The organism is Microbacterium sp. H1-D42 (assembly GCF_022637555.1).
In the GTDB taxonomy this organism is placed as follows: domain Bacteria; phylum Actinomycetota; class Actinomycetes; order Actinomycetales; family Microbacteriaceae; genus Microbacterium.
The window spans coordinates 3512433-3532966 of record NZ_CP093342.1 but is presented as its reverse complement, the minus strand read 5'-3'; the positions used below and the strand labels follow the sequence as shown (position 1 = coordinate 3532966).

Sequence of the window (20534 nt, the reverse complement as noted above, 5' to 3'; positions counted from 1 at the left end):
ACTCCACAGGATGCTGCGCGCCGGATCGCCCTGTCGAAGTGGAGTCGTCCTGCAAAGTTGCGGTGACCCGCGTCACGCCGTCGTGATCGTCGCCAGGTCGTCAGCGGAGAGGCTGGATGCCATCAGCTGCAGCATCGTCGCCTCTGGCGTCTGCACCGGGTAGCCGCTGCCGAACACCCAGCGCCCCGGATCGTCGGCGAACCCGTCGGCGACGCCAGTCGGGCCGTTGATGTGCCAGATGTCCAGCCGCACGCTCGCCGGTGCATCGTCGCCGAGGTGACGGCTCAGCTCGTGCCAGTCGAGCGCATTGAGTCCGCTCAGCACGAGCGGGTGAACGGGTCGCGCCCGCAGGAGCTCCGCGAGATCGCGCACCTCGAGGTCGTGGGCAGGGGAGAGCGGGTGCCGCACGCGAGCGTCATCCATGCGGGCGATCACTTGCACCGGTATCGCGTGCTCGGCGGCAGCGTCGATCAGGTCGGCCACCAGGTGCACCGGGTAGCGATGGAACCCCGGTGCCACGCGGATGCCGTGTGCACCGGCATCCGCCGCCCAGTCCAGCTCCTCGCGCCAGCCCGCCTCGCTCGGATCGATCACCGCAAAGAAGCGGAACAGGTCGTCGCCGGCACAGGCCGCCAGAGCCGCCTCGTTCCCGGTGCGGGTTTCGAAGCCGAACAGCGCCGACAGGTGCGACACCCAAAGCGCGCGCAGCCCATGCCGTGCCGCGTACACGCGCAGCCCGTCCGCGTCACTGCCGGCCGAGAGCCGGTACGGCCACTGCCCGAGGTGGCACATCGTGTCGGTCGCCTCGAGCTGCGAGAACGCGCTCAGCAGCATCCGCGCCTGCGCAGTCATGCCGCCACCTCCGCGAGCCAGCCGGCGACGGTGCCGCCGAAGATGCGCTGCTCGACAGCGGGCTCGAGGCCCGCGCCGAGCACTTTGCCGACGTTCGCCGACAGGTCGACGTGATGAAGATCAGAGCCGAAGACGACGCGATCGGCGCCCAGCCGATCGACGGCGAGGGCCACCTCTCCGGAGCCGATGATCGTGCCAGACGTGTCGACGGCGACGTTGGGCACGTCGCGCACGGTGTTGATGGCCGAATCGGTCTGCCCACCCAGGTGTGCCATCAGAAAGCGGACGTCGGGATGCCGGCGTGCGGCCGCCGCGATGTGCTCGGCGGTCGACTCGTAGGGGAAGCCCCCGACCGTCTTCCGCCAGGCGTGCGCCAGCACGATGAGCCGGTGCTCGGCCGCGTACTCCAGGATCGGATCGCTCAGCGGGTCGTCGGCGAGCGTCGCGATCCACAGCTTGATGCCGATCATGCCGTGCTCCTCGACGTTGCGCCGCAGATCGTCGAGGCTGTCGCGCCCGTACCGCGGATTCACGTAGCAGTAGCCGCGCAGATGGTCGGGATGCTGGGCGAGCTCACCGACCAGCACGCGGTTCATCTCGCGCACCTCGTCGAGCGACGGATGCGCGACGAACGCGCCGATGTTGCTGCACAGGAACAGGTCGATGCCGAGCCCTGCGCCGCGGCGGATGACGTCAGGGTCGAAGCGCCCGTCATCCAGGTGCGTGTGCGCGTCGATGCCGGTCATGTGCGCACCTCGGCCAGTGCCGCGTGCACGCGCTGCAGGGTCTCGTCGATGTCGGCATCAGTGTGCGCGGCGTTCACATACACGACGCGGTAGAACGAGAGCCCGTGGCGGAACGCCGCCCGCAGAAAGGTCTGCAGCATCCGCTCGTCTTCCGCGACGAACTGGGGGCACGTCGGATGCCCGACCAGTCGGAGTTCGACGCCGGCGGCGGCGAACAGCGCGTTCATCCCGGTTTGCAGCCGGGCACCGGCGGCATGCAGGTGCGGGATCACTCCGTCATCGCGCATCGCGGACATCGTCGCGCTCGCCGCGGCCAGCGACAGCGTCTCGCCGCCGTAGGTCGATGAGACGACCACCTCGCCGCGATCGAGCACCGAGAGCACGTCGCGCCGACCGCAGTAGACCGACAGCGGCATGCCGTTCGCGACGCCCTTGCCGAACACCGACAGATCGGGCAGCACCCCGGTGAACTCGGCCATGCCGCCCAGCGCCACACGGAACCCGGTGACCATCTCGTCGTAGCCGAGCAGGGCACCATGCGCATCGGCGGTGGCCCGAAGGTGCCGGTAGAAGTCCGTGGCCCCTGGCACCGACGGGTAGTCGGCGGCGACCAGGATGAGCGCGATCTGCGAGCCGTGCGCGGCGAAGAGCTCGTCGAGCGTCTCGCGGTCGTCCCAGTCCACTGCGTGATGCAGCTCGGCCAGCGCGGCCGGCACCCCCGGCACCTGCGCCGAGGTCGCACCAGGCAGCACGCGGGCGCCGGGGGCCAGGGAGTTCAACCATCCGTTGTAGCCGATCTGCACGATCCGGTCGTGACCGGTGTGCGCCCTGGCGATGCGGATCAGTGCGGCCAGCGCCTCGCCGCCGGTCTTCAGGAACCTCGCTGCCTCAGCCCCCGGCACCAGCGAGCAGAACAGTTCGGCGGTGGTCGTCTCGAGCGGGTGCGGATGCCCGAACAGGATGCCGTCATCGAGCTGCGCGCGGATGGCGGCGTCCACTCGCGCATCGGCGTAGCCGAGGGTGACAGGACCGAGCGCGTTGCGGTAGTCGATGAACTCCCTGCCGCGGTCGTCCCACACCCGGCATCCGCGCCCTCGCACGATCACCTCCGGCTCCTCCGGCAGCAGGGCAGGCGCCTTCGAGTTCGTGCTCGAGCCGACCGGCATCACGGCGAGGGCGCGCTCGCGCCAGCGCGTGGCATCTGACTGCATCTGTGCCATCGTCGACTCCTTCAGCGACCCGTGGGGCGCAACTTCGCAGGATGATTGCGATTCCGCAGGATGCTGACGGCCGGATCATCCTGCGGACTTGCCGTCGTCCTGAATTCTTGAGGCCGGCCCGGCTCAGGCCAGGGCGATGACTTCGCCACCGCGCGCGGCGGAGGCCTGGGCTGCCTTCACGATCTCGACGGTGCGGATGCCGACGCCGGCGTCCGGTTGCGGCTGACGGCCCTCGCGGACAGCCGCGACGAACTCGTCCAGCAGCAGCGCATCGAGGTCGGCGCCGACCGGATCCCACGTCTCGCCGTTCGCATCGTGGCCGGCGATGCCCTTCGCGAACGGGCTGACGGTGACGGTGCCGCGTTCGGCGACCACCTGCAGCGTGAGTCCGCCCCAGGTGGCCGAGCTCATCGGCCAGCTCCACGAGCAGTCGATCGTCGCGATGACGCCGCTGGGATACTGAACCGTCACCAGACCTCCGGTCTCGACCGCGAGGTCGCGATCGGCGTGCAGGAACGCGTTCGAGACGGCGCGGACGGATGCCGCCCGCTCACCGAGCAGCTCATCGAGCAGGTCGGCGCAGTGCACGACGTGATCGACGAGTGCGCCGCCCCCGGCGAGTGCGGGGTCGGTGAACCATGCGCGGTCCTGCGGCAGCTTGCCGTTGTTGACCCCTGTGACCCCGAGCACGCGTCCGAGGCGGCCGCTGCGCAGATCGGCGATTGCGTCGCGCACCGCGGGAGCGAAGCGCACCGGATAAGCGACCATCAGGAAGACCCCCGCCCGATCGCACGCCTCCTGCATGGCGACGGCGTCCTCGACGCTCGTGGCCAGCGGCTTCTCGCACAGCACGTGCGCACCGACGGCGGCCGCGCGCTCGACGAGGTCGCGATGGCGCGAGTTCTCGGCGGCGATCACGACGGCATCCGGCTTCCACGCGAACGCCTCGTCGTAGCTGTCGACGTAGGCGACGCCGAGCTCGGCTGCCAGATCAGCTCCGCGCAGGGCGTCGTCGGGGGCGGCTGCACCGTCGGGGTCGGCGGCGATCAGCTCGACCCCCGGCACCGTCTTCAGCGCCTGGACGTAACTGAGCGCATGAGTGTGCGCGAACGAGAGAACGGCGATGCGCAATGGCTGCGGCGTGGTCATGCTGCGGCCTCCTCGACCTGGGGCGTGATCTCGATCGGGGCGCCTGCGGCGATGGATGCGTAGGCGGCTTCGGCGACGGCCACGGCGGCGATGCCGTCTTCGGGAGTGACCAGCGCTGTGCGGCCCTCGCGAATCGCGGCCACGAAGTCGGCGATCTCTGCGTAGTAGGGGCTCTCCTGCGGCGACATCGGCGGCAGGTAATCCTCGGCTCCGGGGTCGGCGACCGCGTCGACGCGCAGCGAGTGGTCCTCTGCGCTGTCGTAGCGCAGGCGTCCGGCGGAGCCCGCGACCTCGACGCTGGTGCGGAACGGCATGCCCTGTGCGAGCCAGCTGCCGTGCACGTGACTGATCACGCCGTTGCAGTGCGTCAGCACGACGTGCGAGGTCACCGGCACCGGAACGCGGTCATCCACGGTCGGCGGGTTCTGCACCGCGAAGACGGAAGCCACGGGGCCGGCGAACCACATCGCCTGGTCGATGTCGTGGATCATCAGGTCGCGGATGATCCCACCGCCGGTGCTCTCGGCGAAGAACCAGGCGGATGCCGGGGCGGAGCCGGCACGGCTGAACCGCTGCACGGCGACCTTGCCGATCCGGCCGGAGTCGATGCCGGCCTTCACGCGCTGGTACTCGCCCATGTAGCGCACCACGTGGGCGGGGAACAGGCGGACACCGGCATCCGCTGCGGCTTCGGCGACGACCGCTGCGGCCTCGGCCGTGTCGGCGAGCGGCTTCTCGCACACCACGTCGCGGCCGCGGGCGATGGCCCGCAGGGCGAAGTCGGCGTGAGTGCTGCTGGGCGTGACGATGTCGACCAGGTCGACCAGCTCGATCAGGGCATCGACATCGTCGACGACCTCGAAGCCGTAGTCCGCGGCGATCTCCTCTGCACCCACGAGTGAGGTGACGTAGCCCGTGACCCCCAGTGCGCGCCAGGCGTCGGCGTGCACGCGGGAGATTCCGCCCGCGCCGATGAGTCCGACTTTCAATGTGCTCACGATGTCTCCTAGTGAGTTTCTGCGACGGCCGCGTTGTCAGCCGGCAGCGGGGTGATCGGGGGGACGGGCACGTCGTCCAGGCGGTAGATCTCGGCGGCGTGCCGGCGGAACGCGAAGACAAGAGCGCCGTGCGACGCTGCTTCGGCGCCGAGTCGGGCCCCCACCAGCGGCACCGCGAACGGCAGGTCGATGTGCGTGCTCAGCGCTCGCCGCAGCGGGTCGAGGAACTGCTCGTGTGCGGCGGAGAGGCCGCCGCCGATCACGACCATGGCCGGGTCGACGGTGAGCACGAGCGTCGCGATGCCGCGGGCCAGCTGGTCGATGAAACCCGCGAGCTCTTCCGCGGCGGCGGCGTCGCCGGCGCGGGCGCGGCTGAAGACCTCTTCGCCGGAGGCGCCGGAGTGCCAGGTCAGTTGCCCGGTCTCGGTCACGAGACCGGGGAACGCCAGACGGCCGATGTCACCCGCGGCGTTGTGGATGCCACGGCGCGCTCGTCCGCCGAGGATGAGGCCCATGGCGATGCGGTTTCCGACCGAGAGGTAGACCATGTCGTCGACGAGCTGCGCGACGCCGAGGTGGTGCTCGGCCACGGCAGCCAGCCGCACGCCGTTGTCGACGGACACGGGGCAGTCGAATGCCGCCGACAGCTGAGCGCCGATGTCGACACCCGACCACTCGGGGATCACGACCGACGTCGTGACGCGACCGGCGTCATCCACGATTCCAGGCAGGGAGACGCCGACGGCACGCACGCGAGATGTAGGGATCGCGGACGCTGTCAGGGTGGAGCGGATGTCGTCGATGACGACGGCGAGCTTGTCAGCCGCATCGCGCGACAGGGCGACGCCGTTGAAGCTCTCGTGCCGCACCACGTGTCCAGCGAGGTCGGCGATGACCACGCGCACCGATGCGACGCCGATGTCGACGCCGACGACGAAGCCCGAGCGCCCTTCGAACGAGAACCGGCGCGCGGGGCGACCGGCACCACGGCCGCTGGTCACGGGAGCGTCGGCGATCAGGCCGATGTCGCTGAGCGTGCCCATGGCGTTCTCGACCGAGGTGCGGGAGAGCTCGAGGGTCTGCGCGATCTCGGTGACCGTCGCCGAGCCGCGGTCGCGGACGTGCAGGGCCGCGCGGACCGCGATGGGCAGCGTGCTGTTGCGGAACAAATGCGGACTCCTCTCGTCATCGATGAGTGTGCGACAAAATTAGCACACGCAATTCGTGGAATAACAGGGGTGTGACTCGCACGGAGTCACACAGGAAAAGCTACGGATCTCACGCGAAGTGCAGCTTCGTGCTTGACTAATTATCCAAGACCACTGTCATAATGGCATCACCCTGCACGTTCAGCAAAGGAGCATCATGCGCGTCAAGAGAATCACTGGCCTCGTGGCCGGTCTCGCGGCAGTCGGCCTCATCGCCGGCTGCTCGGCCGGAGGCGGCGACGCCGCTGGCGGCGACCAGAACATCACCGTCTGGCTCTACCCCGTCATCGCAGACGAGGCCAAGCACAAGGCATTCTGGGACGAGACCGTGGCCGACTTCGAGGCCGCCAACGAAGGCATCACGGTCGACTACGAGATCTTCCCGTGGGCCAACCGCGACGAGAGCCTGCAGACGGCCATCGCCGCCAACAAGGGGCCCGACCTCGTCTACCTGATCCCCGACCAGCTCGTCGCCTACGAGAAGTCCATCGAGCCGATGGACGAGTACCTCAGCGATGACCACAAGGCAGAGATGCTTCCGAACGTCGTGGATTCGGTCACGCTCGAGGCCGGCATGATGGGCGCTCCCATGCTCACCAGCACGCAGCCCCTGATCTGCAACGCGGCGGTCTTCGAGAAGGCCGGCGTGACCGAGTACCCCGAGACGTGGGACGACGTGCGCGAGATCGCGCCGAAGTTCGTCGACGCCGGTCTGTACCTGTTCAACTACACCGCTTCGGCCGAGGCGACCCTCAACATGACCTACTACCCGCTGCTCTGGCAGGCCGGCGGCAGCGTCTACGACAAGGACGGCGGCCTCGCCTTCAACAGCGACGAAGGCGTCGAGGCGCTGACGCTGCTGACCGACCTCGCCGAGACCGGTGCCCTCGACCCCGACCCGCTCACCAGCCTTCCGCCGTTCGAGCAGACCGGCATCGCGCAGGGCAAGACGGCCTGCTCGTGGGTCAACTCGGTCACCGAGCTCGCACCGATCTGGGGCGAGGAGAACGTCAAGGTGCTCGCACCGCTCACCGACAAGGAGACGGTCACCTACGGCACCGTCGGCTCGCTGTCGATGCTCAAGGGCTCCAAGGCCAAGGACGCTGCAGGCAAGTTCGCCGAGTTCGCCACCAGCGCCGACGTGATCAAGCCCTACCTGCTCGAGGCCGGCTTCTTCTCGGCACTCGAGGGTGAGCCGCTCAACGCACCCGACTCGCTGCAGGGCCAGGTCGAGCAGTTCGTCAACGTCAGCACGGTCGGAGAGCTCGCGCCGAGCTCGCGCGCGCTCATGGGTGTGCTCTCCCCGGAGATCCAGGCTGCACTGCTCGGGCAGAAGAGCCCTGAGCAGGCGCTCGAGGACGCGGCGAAGGCCGCAGAGCCGCTCCTGAAGTAATCGGCGAGAGGGGTGCGCGGGCCCGCCGCGCACCCCTCCCCTTCCTGCGAGGAATCGAAATGACGACAGCCCCACCGATGACGGCTCCGCCCGCGCCGCCCACACCGAAGACGAAGCGCGCGTCGATCTCCAAGCGCGTGCTCGCCCGCAGAGAAGCGCGCATCGCACTGCTGTTCGTGCTCCCCGCGTTCCTGCTGTTCCTCGCGTTCCGCTTCGGACCGGCGATCGTCGGCGTCGCCTTGAGCTTCTTCGACTACGACATCTCCGGTGAGATCACGTGGCGCGGACTCGACCACTTCCAGCGACTCGTCAACGACCCGCTGTTCTGGCGGGCGCTGGGCACGACTCTGCTCTACACCGTCTTCGCCGTGCCGATCTCGCTGGTGCTCTCCACCGCCATGGCACTCGGCGTGCGCCGCGCGTTCCGCGGCTCGCGGTTCTTCCGCTCGATCTTCTTCCTGCCCGTCATCACCTCGCTGGTGCTGGCCGGTGCGATCTTCGTCTGGATCTTCTCCAGCAACGGGCCCTGGTCTGCACTCATGACGCCGTTGGGCCTCGGCGGCTCGTGGCTGGCGAGCACCGTTCTCGTGGTGCCTGCCATCATCATCGTCGGCGTCTGGTCGCGCTTCGGCTACGGCATGATGATCATGATCGCCGCGATGCAGGACATCCCGCGTGAGCTCGAAGAGGCGGCGCTGATGGACGGCGCGAACGCCTGGCAGCGCTTCCGCTGGGTCATCCTGCCGCACCTGCGCCCCACCGTCTTCTTCCTCGCCGTCATCGAGACGACCGCGGCGTTCCAGGTGTTCGACGTCATCTACGTGATGACGCAGGGCGGTCCCGCGAACGCCAGCTACTCGCTCGTCTACCTCATCTACGACCAGGGCTTCAAGTACTTCGAGTACGGGTACGCGGCTGCGGCCGGTGTCGCCCTGTTCGTCATGACCCTCGTCGTCGCGCTGATCCAGCGCCTGGTGATCGGAAAGCAGAAATGACCGCCGTCACGTCGCCGAAGGCCCGCCAGAAGCAGCGTTCGTTCCGGGCGCTCGAGCCCACCCGTGGGGGCCTGGCCCTGCGCTGGCTGTGGCTGAGCCTCGCCGCGATCTTCAGCTTCTTCCCGTTCTACGCCATGGTCGTGCTGAGCCTGAAGCCGGGCGCCGCGGTGGAGTTCCCCGGCTCGCTGCTGCCCTGGGGCGACATGTCGTTCGCGTCGTACGAGCAGGTGCTCGCCGGCCAGAACATCCTGCTGTGGCTGTTCAACACCCTGGTGTACTCGCTCGTCTCGGTCGTTGCGGTGCTCTTCCTCTCGGCGATGGCTGGCTACGCATTCGCCAAGAAGCGCTTCGCGGGCAAGGAAGTGATCTTCTGGTCGTTCCTGGCCATGGTGATGGTGCCGTTCCACGTCACGCTGATCCCGACGTTCCTGCTGATCGCGAACCTCGGCGGTGTGGACGAGTACTGGGGTCTGATCCTGCCGACACTCGCGAACGCGCAGGCCGTCTTCCTCATGCGTCAGTTCATCCAGGGCCTGCCCGACGAGCTGTTCGAGGCCGCGCGCATCGACGGCGCCAGCGAGATGCGCATCTTCCTGCGCATCGTGCTGCCGCTGTGCAAGCCGGTGCTCGCGACGCTCGGCATCTTCGTCTTCCTCTGGCACTGGAACGACTTCCTGTGGCCGCTGATCATCGCGAAGTCCAACGACATGTTCACGCTCACCGTCGGCATCTCCTCCCTGCAGCAGCAGAACGTCCCGCTGAGCGTCATGCTCGCCGGCTCCGTCGTCGCGCTGCTGCCCATCTTCATGGCCTACCTGATCGCACAGCGCTACGTTCAGGAAGGCGTCACCGGCTCTGGGATCAAGGGCTGAAAGGAATATGAACACCGTGTCACAGCACAGATTCACGTCAGAGGACGAGCTAGAGCAGGTGCTCGCGACGCCCAGTGCGGCGCTCGTCGACGACTTCGCCAGCAGCTCGGGCGACCTGGTCATCCTCGGGGCGGGCGGCAAGATGGGCCCGACGCTGGCGATGCTCGCCCGCAAGGCGATGGATGCCGCCGGCCGCGCCGACGACACCGTGTACGCCGTCTCGCGCTTCGGCGACCCGGTGGTCGTCGAGCGTCTGCAGAGCGCCGGCGTCGAGGTCATCCCGTTCGACCTCATCGAGAACGACGACTTCTCATCGCTGCCGGATGCCCCGAACGTGGTGTTCATGGTCGGCGCGAAGTTCGGTGCTGCCACCAGCCCGTCGTGGGCCTGGGAGGTCAACGCCGCGCTGCCCGACCGCATCGCGCGCCGCTACCGCGACAGCGCCATCGCCGTGCTCTCGACCGGAAACGTGTACCCGTTCCTGCCGGCATCCTCTGGCGGAGCGTCTGAAGAGGTCACGCCGTCGCCGATCGGGGAGTACGCGCAGTCCTGCCTCGGACGCGAGCGGGTCTTCGAGTTCGGTGCGCAGGAGCGCGGCACGAAGGTGTCGATCATCCGTCTGAACTACGCCGTCGACCTGCGCTACGGCGTGCTCGCAGACATCGGCAGCGCCGTGTTCGCGGGCGAACCGGTCTCGGTGGCCACCGCCAACGTCAACGTGATCTGGCAGGGCTACGCGAACGAGGTGGTGCTGCGCAGCCTGCTGCACGCCTCGTCAGACGTGTTCACCATCAACCTCACCGGACCCGAGCTGCTCAGCGTCGAATCGATCGCCCGCCGCTTCGGCGACCTGCTCGATCGCGAGGTCACTCTCGTCGACGAGCCGCATCCGACCGCGCTGCTCAGCGATGCCCGTCGCTGCATGGCGCTGTTCGGCTACCCCGCGGTCTCTGCCGAGACGCTGATCCAGTGGCAGGCGGCGTGGATGCAGGCCGACCTGCCGATGACCGCGAAGCCGACCAAGTGGGCCGTTCGAGACGGAAAGTTCTGATGACCGCTGTACCCGCTCTGCGCCCCGAAGCCGCGCAGACCCTTGCCCGTGGCGCGGTCATCCCCGCACACCCGCTCGCCCTGACCGCTGAGCGTCGACTCGACGAGCGACGCCAGCGCGCACTGACGCGCTACTACCTCGACGCAGGCGCTGGCGGTGTCGCCGTCGGGGTGCACACCACGCAGTTCGAGATCCGCGACCCCGAGCACGCCCTGTTCGAGCCGGTGCTCGCGCTCGCCGCAGAAGAGCTGAAGGCCGCCGGGCCGGAGGTCGTGCGGATCGCCGGTGTCGCCGGCGGCACCGAGCAGGCTGTGGCAGAGGCAGAACTCGCTCGCGGCCTCGGCTACGACGCAGTGCTGGTCAGTCCCCGCGTCTCAGGGGCAGACAACCGGGCGCTCCTCGATCGGGCCAGGGCCGTGGGCGAGGTGCTGCCCGTCGTCGGCTTCTACCTGCAGACGGCGATCGGCGGACCGGTGCTCGACCGCGAGTTCTGGCGCGAGTTCGCGTCGATCCCCGCTGTGGTCGCCGTGAAGGCCGCGCCCTTCGACCGCTACCGCACGCTCGAACTGGTGCGCGGCGTCGCCGCGTCCGGTCGCGCTGACGAGATCGCGCTGTACACCGGCAACGACGACGCGATCGTCGCGGATCTGCTCAGTGAGTTCCACGTCGATTCGCCTCAGGGGCCGCGAACGCTGCGTTTCGTCGGCGGGCTGCTCGGCCAGTGGGCCGTGGGAACGCGCGCTGCCGTGACCCTGGTCGACGAGGCGCACCGCGCCGCTGCCGGCGACGTCGAGGCTTATCAGCGCCTCGGACGCGTCGCCTCGGACATGGTCGATGTCAACCAGGCGGTCTTCGATCCGGGCAATGACTTCCACGGCGTCATCGCCGGCGTGCACGAGATGCTGCGCCAGCAGGGACTGCTCGAGGGCACGTGGTGCCTCGACCCGCACGAGGGGCTGTCGCCAGGCCAGGCGGAGGAGATCGAGCGGGTGCGGCTCGCCTACCCCGAGCTCAACGACGATGCCTTCATCGCCGAGAATCTGGAGAAGTGGCTGAGATGAGCGCCCCGAGCATCGTCGCGGTCGTGTCGGAGAGCCTCTTCGCCGAGTTCTTCTCGGCCGAGGACACCGACCGACTGAAGGGCGCCGCCGAGCGCCTCGGCGGATCGTTCCTGCGCGTGGACCGGCTCGAGGATGCGGCCGATCTGCAGGACGTGCAGATCCTCGTGACGAGCTGGGGCCTCGGCCCGCTCGACGCCGCGCGACTCGACCGGATGCCCCGGCTGCGCCTCGTCGCGCACACCGGCGCGACGGTCAAGCCGTTCGTCACCGACGAACTGTTCGACCGCGGCATCCTGGTCACCCAGGCGGGTGCGGGCATGGCGCGCTCGGTCGCCGAGGTCTCGCTGGCGTTCACCCTGGCGCTGCTGCACCGCATTCCGACCATGCACCACGGCCTGCGCGACGGCGGCTGGTACGACGAGCGCACCGCCGGCGTGCAGCACGAGATCCTGAACGCCCCGATCGCCGTGATCGGCGCCTCGCGCACCGGACGTGCGTACCTCGCGATGATCCGCGCCCTCGGTGCGCGGCCGCTGCTCGTCGACCCGACGCTGGATGCCGCTGCCGCAGCAGACCTGGGCGCCGAGCTCACCCCGCTCGATGAGGCCATGCGCCGCGCTCTCATCGTGGCGGTGCACGCGCCCACGCTGCCCGAGACGCACCACCTGATCGGTGCCGACGAGCTGGCCCTGATGCCAGACGGCGCCGGCCTGGTCAACACGGCGCGCTCGTGGCTGGTCGACGAGTCGGCCCTGCTCGCCGAGGCGCGCACCGGCCGCATCACCGCGGCGATCGACGTGTTCGACGAGGAGCCGCTGGCCGCCGACAGCGGGTTCCGCTCACTGCCAGGGGTGCTGTTGACGCCGCATCGCGCCGCCGGCAGTCGCGAGGGCAGGCTGAGCCTCGGCCACATCGTGGCAGGTGAGATCGAATCGCACCTGGCGGACGGTTCGCTCGAGCACGCGATCTCGCGCGAGCAGCTGTCCTCGATGGCATGACCGCTGCGCCGCTGCGCGTCGCCTTCGCAGGGCTCGCGCACTCGCATCCGCACACCGATGCGGCGAACGCCCTGGCGCTGGGCGCCGAGGTGGTCGCCGTGCAGGACTCCGATGGCGAAGCCGCGACGGCGTTCGCCGAGCGCTGCGGCGCCCGCGTCGTGCGCACGGTCGCCGAGCTCGTCGCCCTGAAGCCCGATGTGCTCATCGCGACCCCGCGTCCCGAGGAGTCCCTGCGGCTGCTGCGTGGCCTGCACGAGTCGGATGCCACGATGCCGGTCTTCTTCAACAAGGTCGTCGCCGCCACCGATGCGCAGTTCGCCACCTGGGAGAGCGCCCTCGAGTCCGTTCGGGCGCCGGTCGGCACCGCCTCAGTGCTGCGCTTCGCGCCCGCGGTGCAGCGTCTGGCCGAAGAGGTCGCCGATGAGGACATCATCGGCATCCGCGTGCACGTGCAGCACGACAACGCCGGCTTCCAGTTGCCGGGACGCGCCTGGCAGGATGACCCCGCTCGCGGCGGCGGCACGCTGGTGACCGTCGGCGTGCACGCCTGGGACCTCGTCGACAGCGTCGTGCCCGGTGGCACATTCGATCCCACGTCGGGGTGGACCCGTCGATCCACCGGATCCACGACGCGCTCCGAGGACGCGGCAGGCATCGACGGTCTGCTGCGCCGACCCGAGGGTGGACGACCTGTCCCCGCGCAGGTCATGGTGACGGGCATCCCAGGGCCGGATCGGTACGCCGTCGACGTGCTCACGGCGCGCGGACTGCGAACGGTCGAGCTCGACGTCGACGCGCCGATGGAGCAGCTCGGCTTCGCCGGCCTGGTGCGTGCGCTGCTCGAGGCCGCGCCGGCCGGGCGGGTGCCGGCGCCCTGGGCGCAGGCGCGCACTGTCGTCGGCAACACGATTCGCGCCGCGGCATTCGCCCGCGCCGGGCAGGCATCGAGAGGAGCATGATGGCATCCGACATCGCGACGATCCGCCTGGCAGAGGCGACGGATGCCGTCGCACTCGCCGACCTGTGGGACTCCGCGTTCGACCAGCGGCTGTCGCCTGACCAGTGGCTGATCGACCGCCGCCGCCTGGAGCACACGGTGGTCGCCGTCGACGACTCCGGCATCTGCGGATCGATCTGGGGTCTGCCCAAGCGCCTGCGCGAGAGCGATGGCGACACCGCGCTGGTGCACTGCATCGGCAGCGTCGCGGTCGCCGCGCACGCCAGGGGGCAGGGACTGGCGCGGCGGCTCGTCGCCGCCTCGCTCGACGGCGCGGCAGACGCGGACTGGGCTCTGCTGTTCACCGGAACCCCCGACGTGTACCGCTCCAGCGGATTCGAGACGTTCGAGATGCGGCGGAGCCTGACCGGTGCGTGGGCGCCGAGCACCGCCGGCGAACGCTCTCTCGATGTGGCGCGCACCACAGTCGGCCCCGGCGCCTTCGACTGGGCGCGCCCCGTCTACGAGAACTCGCGGGCCGGGGTCACGCTGGCGCCAGTGCGCCGCAGTGTGGATTGGGCGATGGCCGCCGTGCGCCTGCAGGGAGCGCCGATCTACACGGTGTGCAGCGGGGCCGTGCTGCTCGGCTACGCCGTCGCGCGCATCTCCCACGATGACGGCATCGTGACGGGGATCGTCGACGAGATCGCGGTGGCACCTGCAGTCGCAGGAGAGGCGGAGGTCTGGCGCGCGCTGCTCGCGGCGATCACCACCGACTGGGCCGCCGCCGGTGTCGCCACGTGCAACATCGGCGTGCCAGAGGCGGTGCCGGACTCCGCGCAGCACCAGGCGATCCGCGACTTCGCCCCTGACGCCGCGTACACCGCCGACCGCACCGGCATGACCAGGGCGCTGCGCCGGGAACCCCGGCTCGGCAGCATCCGCCATTTCACGGCGGCCGACTACTTCTGAGCCATGGCTCGAAGCCTGCCCGGAGCACCCGGGTGGGAGGGACGCGCGCGGTCTGTCGCGCGCACTGACCGCGGTGACGACGCCGCAAGGAGGATGACGATGACGCATCAGGAGACACCCACAGAGACGTCCGCCACCGAGACGACCGCACAGGTGCGCAGCCGACGCATGGTGCTCGCCGGGTTCACGGCAGCCGCCATCGGCGGTGTTGCGGCGGTGTCCGCGCCGTCGGTCGCGCAGGCGGCAGGACCGGCCGCGCCGATGAAGTCCACGGCGACGAACTCGGTCGGCGCAGCATCCGATGCCGCTGCGCTGGCGAAGCTCAACGCGAAGGTCGGCGACCTCGTGCGGACCGCAGGACGCACTGCCGCCGGCGACGGCGGCGGTGCGCTGTACCGGTTCGTGACGAAGGACGCCCCTGGGGCCAACGGCGGCACGGTGCTCGAGGGCAAGAAGGGCAGCTGGGTGCTGGTGCACTCTGGCACCGTCGACTTCCGCGTCTTCGGCGTCTTCGGGCCGAAGCAGAACGCGGACGATGCCCTGGATGCCATGGTCGCGGACGCCTCGATCACTCGCATCGAAGCGCACACCGACCTGAACTTCGTGCGGCGCCACAAGTTCACCCGGTCGAACCTGGCGTTCGACTTCGGCAACCACCTGATGACCACCGAGGGCATCGAGGACGCGCCGCGGAACGACCCCTTCGCCGCGGTGATGTTCTTCCAGGGTGAGGTCACCGACGCCGTGCACGAGGCCAAGCTCGGCGAGGTCGTGCCGGACAACTCCGACGTGTTCCCTGTTGGCGACTCATCGTTCTTCGCTGTCGGCGCTTGGTACGCCGCCGAGGTGAACGCACTCACCGGCCGCTGGGAGCGAGAGCTGCAGCGTCTGGTGCAGGTGACGCAGATCATCGATGGCACGCACATCCGCGTGAACTACCTGAACGGCTGGACGCTCGGCAAGGATCGCGTCATGACCTGGCGGCACGTCAAGCCGGTGCAGGACGTCTCGGTGTCGAACCTGCGCTTCCTCGGCAAGGGCACGGACGAGCTCACCGGATCGCATCCGCTCGCCTTCGAGTACGCGGTGCGCTGCGACGTCGACCACATCGACGGCACCGGCACGTTCTGGCCGCTCATCCAGCGTCGCTGGAACACGTACTTCTCCACGACCGAGTGCAATCTGACCAACCCCACCTCGGTCACCTGGGGCGGTGCGGGCTATCTCACGCAGCAGATCTACTGCCTGTACGGCTACGTCGCCAACTGCCACACGTCGAACGCCCGTCACCTCAACGACTGGACCGCCAGCGCGTACTGCCTGGTCGAGAACTGCCATGGCGACGGCGATGACCAGGGCCCGTTCGTCACGCACGGCCAGTACGAGCACGACCTCACCTACGTCGGCAACTCCGGTCTGATGACGTTCGCGAATTCGGGTGCGGCCTGGGGTTCTGCCGCCAAGCGGATCACCGTGCGCAAGCACGTCTGCTCGTGGTTCGTCGCGCGCGTGAAGGTCACCGATCTGACGCTTGAGGACGTGCAGGTCATCGGCAAGAAGTCGCTGGCGGGGTCGGGCATGCTGTGGATCAACGCCGACGGCGCGCAGCTGCGCGGCTGCACTGCTTCTGACACGCTGATCATCACGCAGGCGTCGAACGTCTCGTCGCGGCCGACGGTGATCACCGACTCGCACTTCACCTTCGTCGCTCCGGGTGAGCTCACCAACGCGACGGTCAAGGAGCCGATCACGTTCGTCGACACGGTGCTGGACGGCGTCGGCGGGATGAAGATCAACGGGCCGGCGCCCGTGACCTTCCGCGGCTCGACGCTGACGGCGGCCGCCGAATCGGATGCCGTCACTGTGGCCTCCGCCAAGGTGCGGTTCGACGGCTCGACCCTGTCGGGTGTGCGTCTGGTCGCCGCCGGCGCTGCCGGGCAGACGGTCGACGTGGTCGGCACCGAGGTGTCGGATGCCCGCGGCGCGGCGATCTCGCGCAAGGGCGACGGCCGGCTCGACCTCACGCTGGCGCACAGCGCGTTCCGCGGCGCGGACAGCGTGCACGTGCAGCTCGAGGGCGGCGCGAACCACTACCGCGCGGTCGGCACGCGTTTCGAGGGAGGGTCGCTGCAGCTGGCGCCGGCGGCGTTCGGCAAGGGCTCGACCCTGGTGCACTCGTCGAACGTCGAGATCGGCGTCAAGCGCACGGCGATGCCAGAGGAGTCGGATGCTGTCGTGATCGCCACCAACGCGATCGCCTGATCCGGTCGCCCGGGTTCCTGCTGGTCAGGGCCCCGGCGGCCGGCGTCGCGGGCCGGTGCCATGTGTCGGATTACTGATGGAGCGGTCCGCACGTGGTGTGTCGGTCTCGCGACACGCCACGTGGGGCGCGGAGCGTCAGTGATCCGGCACGACGGATGCTGCGCTCCAGGGCCTCGCGGCCGGTCAGGCCTCGGGCTCGGAGAGCGGCTCGATGCGCTCGAAGGCCCGCTTCACGTGCTGGGCGATCACATCGCGCGCCGCATCGGGATCGCCGCTGGCGATGGCATCCATGATCTCGCGGTGGCTGCGGACGTGCTCGGCCTGCTCGGCAGGGGGCAGGGCGGCGTTCGCCGCACTGATGAATCCGGTGATGCGCCCGCGCAGCTGCGCGCTCAGCTCGGTGAGGAAGCGGTGCTCGCTGAGTTCCGCGAGTGCCTCGTGGAACGCGCGGTCCTGGCGGAGCACTTCGGTCATGTCGCCGACTTCGGCTGCTTCCATCGCGTCGATGATCTGCTGCAGACGTTCGGCAGAGGCCGTGGTCCACCGCTCCTGCACGCGGATGGCCATGAACTGCTCGAGCACGATCCGAAGGCTGGCGATCTCTTCGAGGTCCTGTGCGGTCAGGGCCGCCACTCGCGCGCCGCGCCGCGGCTCCCTGGTGATCAGGCGCTCTTCGGCGAGGCGGGTGAGCGCTTCGCGCACCGGGATGTGGCTCACGCCGAGGCGTTCGGCGAGCTTGCGCTCGACCAGACGATCACCCGGTGCCAGCTCGCCGGAGTGGATCGCGGCACGCAGCTCGTCGGTGACCTGCTCGGCGATGTTCTGATCCGAAACCGCGCGCATCCTGTGACCTCCCCGGGGCGATGTCATGTCTGGGCATCGCGCCCTCCTGCTCGACCGATGCTATGGCATTGCACCCCGGGAGTAGACAAATGTCCCGTTTTGCTAGATGCTATAGCAAACGTGAGTAACGAAGGAGTTGTCATGACAGGCAGGTCAGACGGCGCAGCAAGCGCAACCGCAGACATCGGCGCCGCGGCGATGAAGAAGGCGATCTGGAGGCTTGGTCCGTTTCTCGGGCTGCTCTACCTGATCGCGTACATCGACCGCAACAATGCCGGTTTCGCGAAGCTGGAGATGACGCAGGCGCTGCAGATCACCGAAGCGGCCTTCGGGTTCGCCGCCGGAATCTTCTTCATCGGCTACCTGCTGTTCGAGGTGCCGAGCAACCTGCTGCTTGAGAAGTTCGGTGCTCGCAAGTGGATCGCGCGCATCATGATCTCGTGGGGAATCGTCGCCTCTCTGACGGCATTCGTGCAGGACGGCACGCAATTCGCGATTGCGCGCTTCATCCTCGGCATCGCCGAGGCGGGCTTCTTCCCCGGCGTGCTGCTGTACCTGACGCTGTGGTTCCCCCGTCAGTACCGAACCCAGGTGCTGGTCGTCTTCGTGCTGTCGAACCCGATCGCGAATGCAGTGGCCGCGCCCTTGTCGGGGTGGATGCTGGGTCTGGACGGCATGTGGAACCTGCAGGGGTGGCAGCTCGTCTTCCTGCTGCAGGGCATCCCTGCCGTGGTGCTCGCATTCGTCGTGTGGTTCTGGCTCCCCGACCGCCCGCAGGACGCGCGCTGGCTGAACCGCGCAGAGCAGCGGTGGATCACAGACACGCTTGCCGCCGAGACCGAGGCGACCGAGAAGACGCACGGCAGACTGCGCCTTCGCGAGGTGTTCAGCAATGGACGGCTGTGGACGCTCATCGTGCTGTTCTTCGGGGTCGTGTTCGGTGCCTACGGACTGGGCATGTGGCTGCCGACGATCGTCAAGAGCATGGGCGACTTCTCGAACTCGACCACCGGATGGCTGGTCGCCCTGCCCAACCTGTGCGCGGCGCTCGTGATGCTTCCCTGGGAGAGGGCGGCCCGAAAACAGGGCAACATCCCGTTGCAGATCAGCATCACGCTCTCCATCACCGCGCTCTCGCTGATCGCAGCGGTGGCTGCACAGAACACGCCTGTGCTGGCACTGGCGGCACTGTGTGTCGGAATGTCGGCGCTGTTCTCCACGACGCCGCTGTTCTGGAGTCTGCCGCCGATGGTCCTCACCGGCACGGCAGCTGCTGCAGGACTCGCTTTCATCAACTCCGTCGGCAACCTCGCCGGCTTTGCGGGTCCGTACGCGATCGGCTGGATCAGCCAGACGACCGGATCGGCGATCTGGGGACTGCTGCTGATTTCGGCGCTCACCTTGCTCGGAGCGGCAGTCGCCTTCGTGCTCAGCCGTCGTGCCGACTTCACCACGGTGCCCGAAGTCGAACCGATCAAGGTCGCCGCCCATTGAATTCGGTGGGGGCCGTGGGTGGCCCCCACCGAATCACCTGAACCCGACCATCATGGAAATCATGGAGACGCATCAATGACCTTCTCGGCCACCAGTCTCGGCGACCGCATCCGGGTGCCCCGCACCGACGCGCGCGTCGGCGTCGCGCGACGTGACATCACGCCGCCGGTCGGCATCCGCGCGAAGAACTGGGGGCCCGCCGACTGGGAGCGCTCCGAGGGTGCCCACCGCCCGTTCGAGCTGACGGCGCTCGCCATCATCGCCGCCGATGACCGCCCGCGCATGCTGCTGGCGGTGGACGGCACGTGGTGGCGTCGTGTCGCCGACGAGCAGGGAGTGCGTGGCGCGATCCTCGCCGGGCTCGGGTTGGATGCTGACCAGCTGATGCTCTCGCTGTCGCACACCCACGCCGGTGCGGTGCTGTGCGCGGCAGATGCGCACCTGCCGGGCGGGGAGCTCATCCCCGGGTACCTCGAGGCACTCGCCGCAGCAGGGATCGCGGCCGGGCGCGAGGCGTTGGATGCTGCACAGCGGGGGCTCATCGAATGGGCATCCGGCCGCTGCACTCTCGCCGCCGACCGCGAACTCGATGTCGACGGTCGCGCACTGGTCGGCTACAACCCTGCTGGCGTCGCCGACGACACCGTCACGATCGGTCGCATCAGCGTCGGCGGCGCCGTTGTGGCCACCCTGGTGAACTACGCCTGTCATCCGACGACGCTGGCCTGGCAGTCGCGCGAGGTCTCGCCCGACTACGTCGGGGCGATGCGCGAGATCGTCGAGCAGGCGACCGGTGCTCCGTGCCTGTTCGTGCAGGGCGCCGCGGGCGAGCTGGCGCCGCGCGAGCAGTACACCGGAGACGTCTCCGTCGCCGATCGTCACGGCCGCTCACTCGGACACGCGGTGATGGCGGCGCTGGACTCGCTGCCCGCGCCGGGGGAAGAACTGACCCTGGACGGCATCGTGGAATCAGGCGCACCCCTGGCGATCTGGACGGGTCGTGCGGCGCACGGCGGTGACGGGGCAGCAGCCATCGTGGCATCCGTCGAGCTGCCTCTGCGTGACCTGCCCACCCTCGAGGAGCTCGCCGAGGAGTGGAAGGACATCGACCCGCGCTCTCGCGACGAGCGCCTGGGGCGCGCCCGCAACCTGCGCGACGGCTACATCACCGGCCCGACCGTGCAGCATCCGCTCTGGGCTTGGCGACTGGGCGACGCGGTCCTCATCGCGCATCCCGGTGAGGCGTACTCGCGACTCCAGACCACACTGCGCGCGCGCTTCCCCGATGTGCCGATCGTCGTGATGAACCTCACCAACGGCCCGGGCTTCGTGTACCTGCCGACGCGCGAGGCGTACGAGCGCGGCGCCTACCAGGCCTGGCAGACGCCGCTGGCGGCGGGGGCTCTCGAGCTGCTCGAAGAACACGCCATCGCCGTCGTGGCCGAGGTGCTGGGGCGCTAGCCACAGCATCCCGCTACACTTG

At 69.0% G+C, this 20534-nt stretch carries 18 protein-coding genes; 11 read left to right on the top strand and 7 right to left on the bottom strand.

Annotated elements, in window-relative coordinates; translation table 11 throughout:
* Window positions 1–72: 72 nt before the first annotated feature.
* The 6 genes from MNR00_RS16635 to MNR00_RS16610 all read right to left on the bottom strand — a co-directional run bounded on the left by MNR00_RS16635 (window position 73) and on the right by MNR00_RS16610 (window position 6134).
* A complete protein-coding gene (locus MNR00_RS16635; protein ID WP_241927020.1) occupies window positions 73–852 on the bottom strand; it encodes an amidohydrolase in 780 nt (259 codons plus the stop codon).
* Window positions 849–1598 (bottom strand): amidohydrolase family protein, encoded by a 750-nt coding sequence (locus MNR00_RS16630; RefSeq protein ID WP_241927019.1) that lies wholly within the window; start codon window positions 1596–1598, stop codon window positions 849–851. The genes MNR00_RS16635 and MNR00_RS16630 overlap by 4 nt, the downstream gene beginning before the upstream one ends.
* The gene (locus MNR00_RS16625; RefSeq protein WP_241927018.1) at window positions 1595–2818 is read right to left on the bottom strand and encodes an aminotransferase class III-fold pyridoxal phosphate-dependent enzyme; all 1224 of its coding nucleotides are present in this window, start codon (window positions 2816–2818) and stop codon (window positions 1595–1597) included. The genes MNR00_RS16630 and MNR00_RS16625 overlap by 4 nt, the downstream gene beginning before the upstream one ends.
* Before the next feature lie 123 nt (window positions 2819–2941).
* Complete coding sequence (locus MNR00_RS16620; protein ID WP_241927017.1) at window positions 2942–3967, bottom strand: Gfo/Idh/MocA family oxidoreductase; 1026 nt, start codon at window positions 3965–3967, stop codon at window positions 2942–2944.
* Entirely contained in the window at window positions 3964–4965 is a 1002-nt protein-coding gene (locus tag MNR00_RS16615; protein ID WP_241927016.1) for a Gfo/Idh/MocA family oxidoreductase, read from the bottom strand. Before MNR00_RS16615 ends, MNR00_RS16620 begins: the two co-directional genes overlap by 4 nt.
* A gap of 8 nt (window positions 4966–4973) precedes the next feature.
* On the bottom strand, window positions 4974–6134 hold the full coding sequence (locus tag MNR00_RS16610) for an ROK family protein (RefSeq protein WP_241927015.1): 1161 nt from the start codon (window positions 6132–6134) through the stop codon (window positions 4974–4976).
* 196 nt (window positions 6135–6330) lie between these two features.
* On the opposite strand from MNR00_RS16610, the gene MNR00_RS16605 reads away from it, so the two are divergent.
* From MNR00_RS16605 to MNR00_RS16565, 9 genes are all read left to right on the top strand, one after another.
* Complete coding sequence (locus MNR00_RS16605) at window positions 6331–7566, top strand: sugar ABC transporter substrate-binding protein (protein WP_241927014.1); 1236 nt, start codon at window positions 6331–6333, stop codon at window positions 7564–7566.
* Between the two features lie 59 nt (window positions 7567–7625).
* The gene (locus tag MNR00_RS16600; RefSeq protein WP_241927013.1) at window positions 7626–8561 is read left to right on the top strand and encodes a sugar ABC transporter permease; all 936 of its coding nucleotides are present in this window, start codon (window positions 7626–7628) and stop codon (window positions 8559–8561) included.
* Window positions 8558–9433 (top strand): carbohydrate ABC transporter permease, encoded by an 876-nt coding sequence (locus tag MNR00_RS16595; RefSeq protein ID WP_241927012.1) that lies wholly within the window; start codon window positions 8558–8560, stop codon window positions 9431–9433. The genes MNR00_RS16600 and MNR00_RS16595 overlap by 4 nt, the downstream gene beginning before the upstream one ends.
* Before the next feature lie 16 nt (window positions 9434–9449).
* Window positions 9450–10484 carry an epimerase gene (locus MNR00_RS16590; protein WP_241927011.1) on the top strand — a complete coding sequence of 345 codons (1035 nt, stop codon included), beginning with the start codon at window positions 9450–9452 and terminating at the stop codon, window positions 10482–10484.
* On the top strand, window positions 10484–11545 hold the full coding sequence (locus MNR00_RS16585; protein ID WP_241927010.1) for a dihydrodipicolinate synthase family protein: 1062 nt from the start codon (window positions 10484–10486) through the stop codon (window positions 11543–11545). The genes MNR00_RS16590 and MNR00_RS16585 overlap by 1 nt, the downstream gene beginning before the upstream one ends.
* Window positions 11542–12543 carry a hydroxyacid dehydrogenase gene (locus MNR00_RS16580; RefSeq protein ID WP_241927009.1) on the top strand — a complete coding sequence of 334 codons (1002 nt, stop codon included), beginning with the start codon at window positions 11542–11544 and terminating at the stop codon, window positions 12541–12543. Before MNR00_RS16585 ends, MNR00_RS16580 begins: the two co-directional genes overlap by 4 nt.
* On the top strand, window positions 12540–13502 hold the full coding sequence (locus MNR00_RS16575; RefSeq protein WP_241927008.1) for a hypothetical protein: 963 nt from the start codon (window positions 12540–12542) through the stop codon (window positions 13500–13502). Before MNR00_RS16580 ends, MNR00_RS16575 begins: the two co-directional genes overlap by 4 nt.
* On the top strand, window positions 13502–14452 hold the full coding sequence (locus MNR00_RS16570) for a GNAT family N-acetyltransferase (protein WP_241927007.1): 951 nt from the start codon (window positions 13502–13504) through the stop codon (window positions 14450–14452). Before MNR00_RS16575 ends, MNR00_RS16570 begins: the two co-directional genes overlap by 1 nt.
* A gap of 99 nt (window positions 14453–14551) precedes the next feature.
* Entirely contained in the window at window positions 14552–16714 is a 2163-nt protein-coding gene (locus MNR00_RS16565; protein WP_241927006.1) for a peptidase C14, read from the top strand.
* A 183-nt stretch (window positions 16715–16897) separates the two neighbouring features.
* Here the strand turns inward: MNR00_RS16565 and MNR00_RS16560 are convergent, their stop codons facing one another.
* Complete coding sequence (locus MNR00_RS16560; RefSeq protein ID WP_241927005.1) at window positions 16898–17557, bottom strand: GntR family transcriptional regulator; 660 nt, start codon at window positions 17555–17557, stop codon at window positions 16898–16900.
* Between the two features lie 141 nt (window positions 17558–17698).
* Between MNR00_RS16560 and MNR00_RS16555 the strand changes: the two genes are divergently transcribed.
* Window positions 17699–19051, top strand: a complete 1353-nt coding sequence (locus MNR00_RS16555; RefSeq protein WP_241927004.1) for an MFS transporter — start codon at window positions 17699–17701, stop codon at window positions 19049–19051.
* A gap of 75 nt (window positions 19052–19126) precedes the next feature.
* Entirely contained in the window at window positions 19127–20512 is a 1386-nt protein-coding gene (locus MNR00_RS16550; protein WP_241927003.1) for a hypothetical protein, read from the top strand.
* Window positions 20513–20534: the final 22 nt, after the last annotated feature.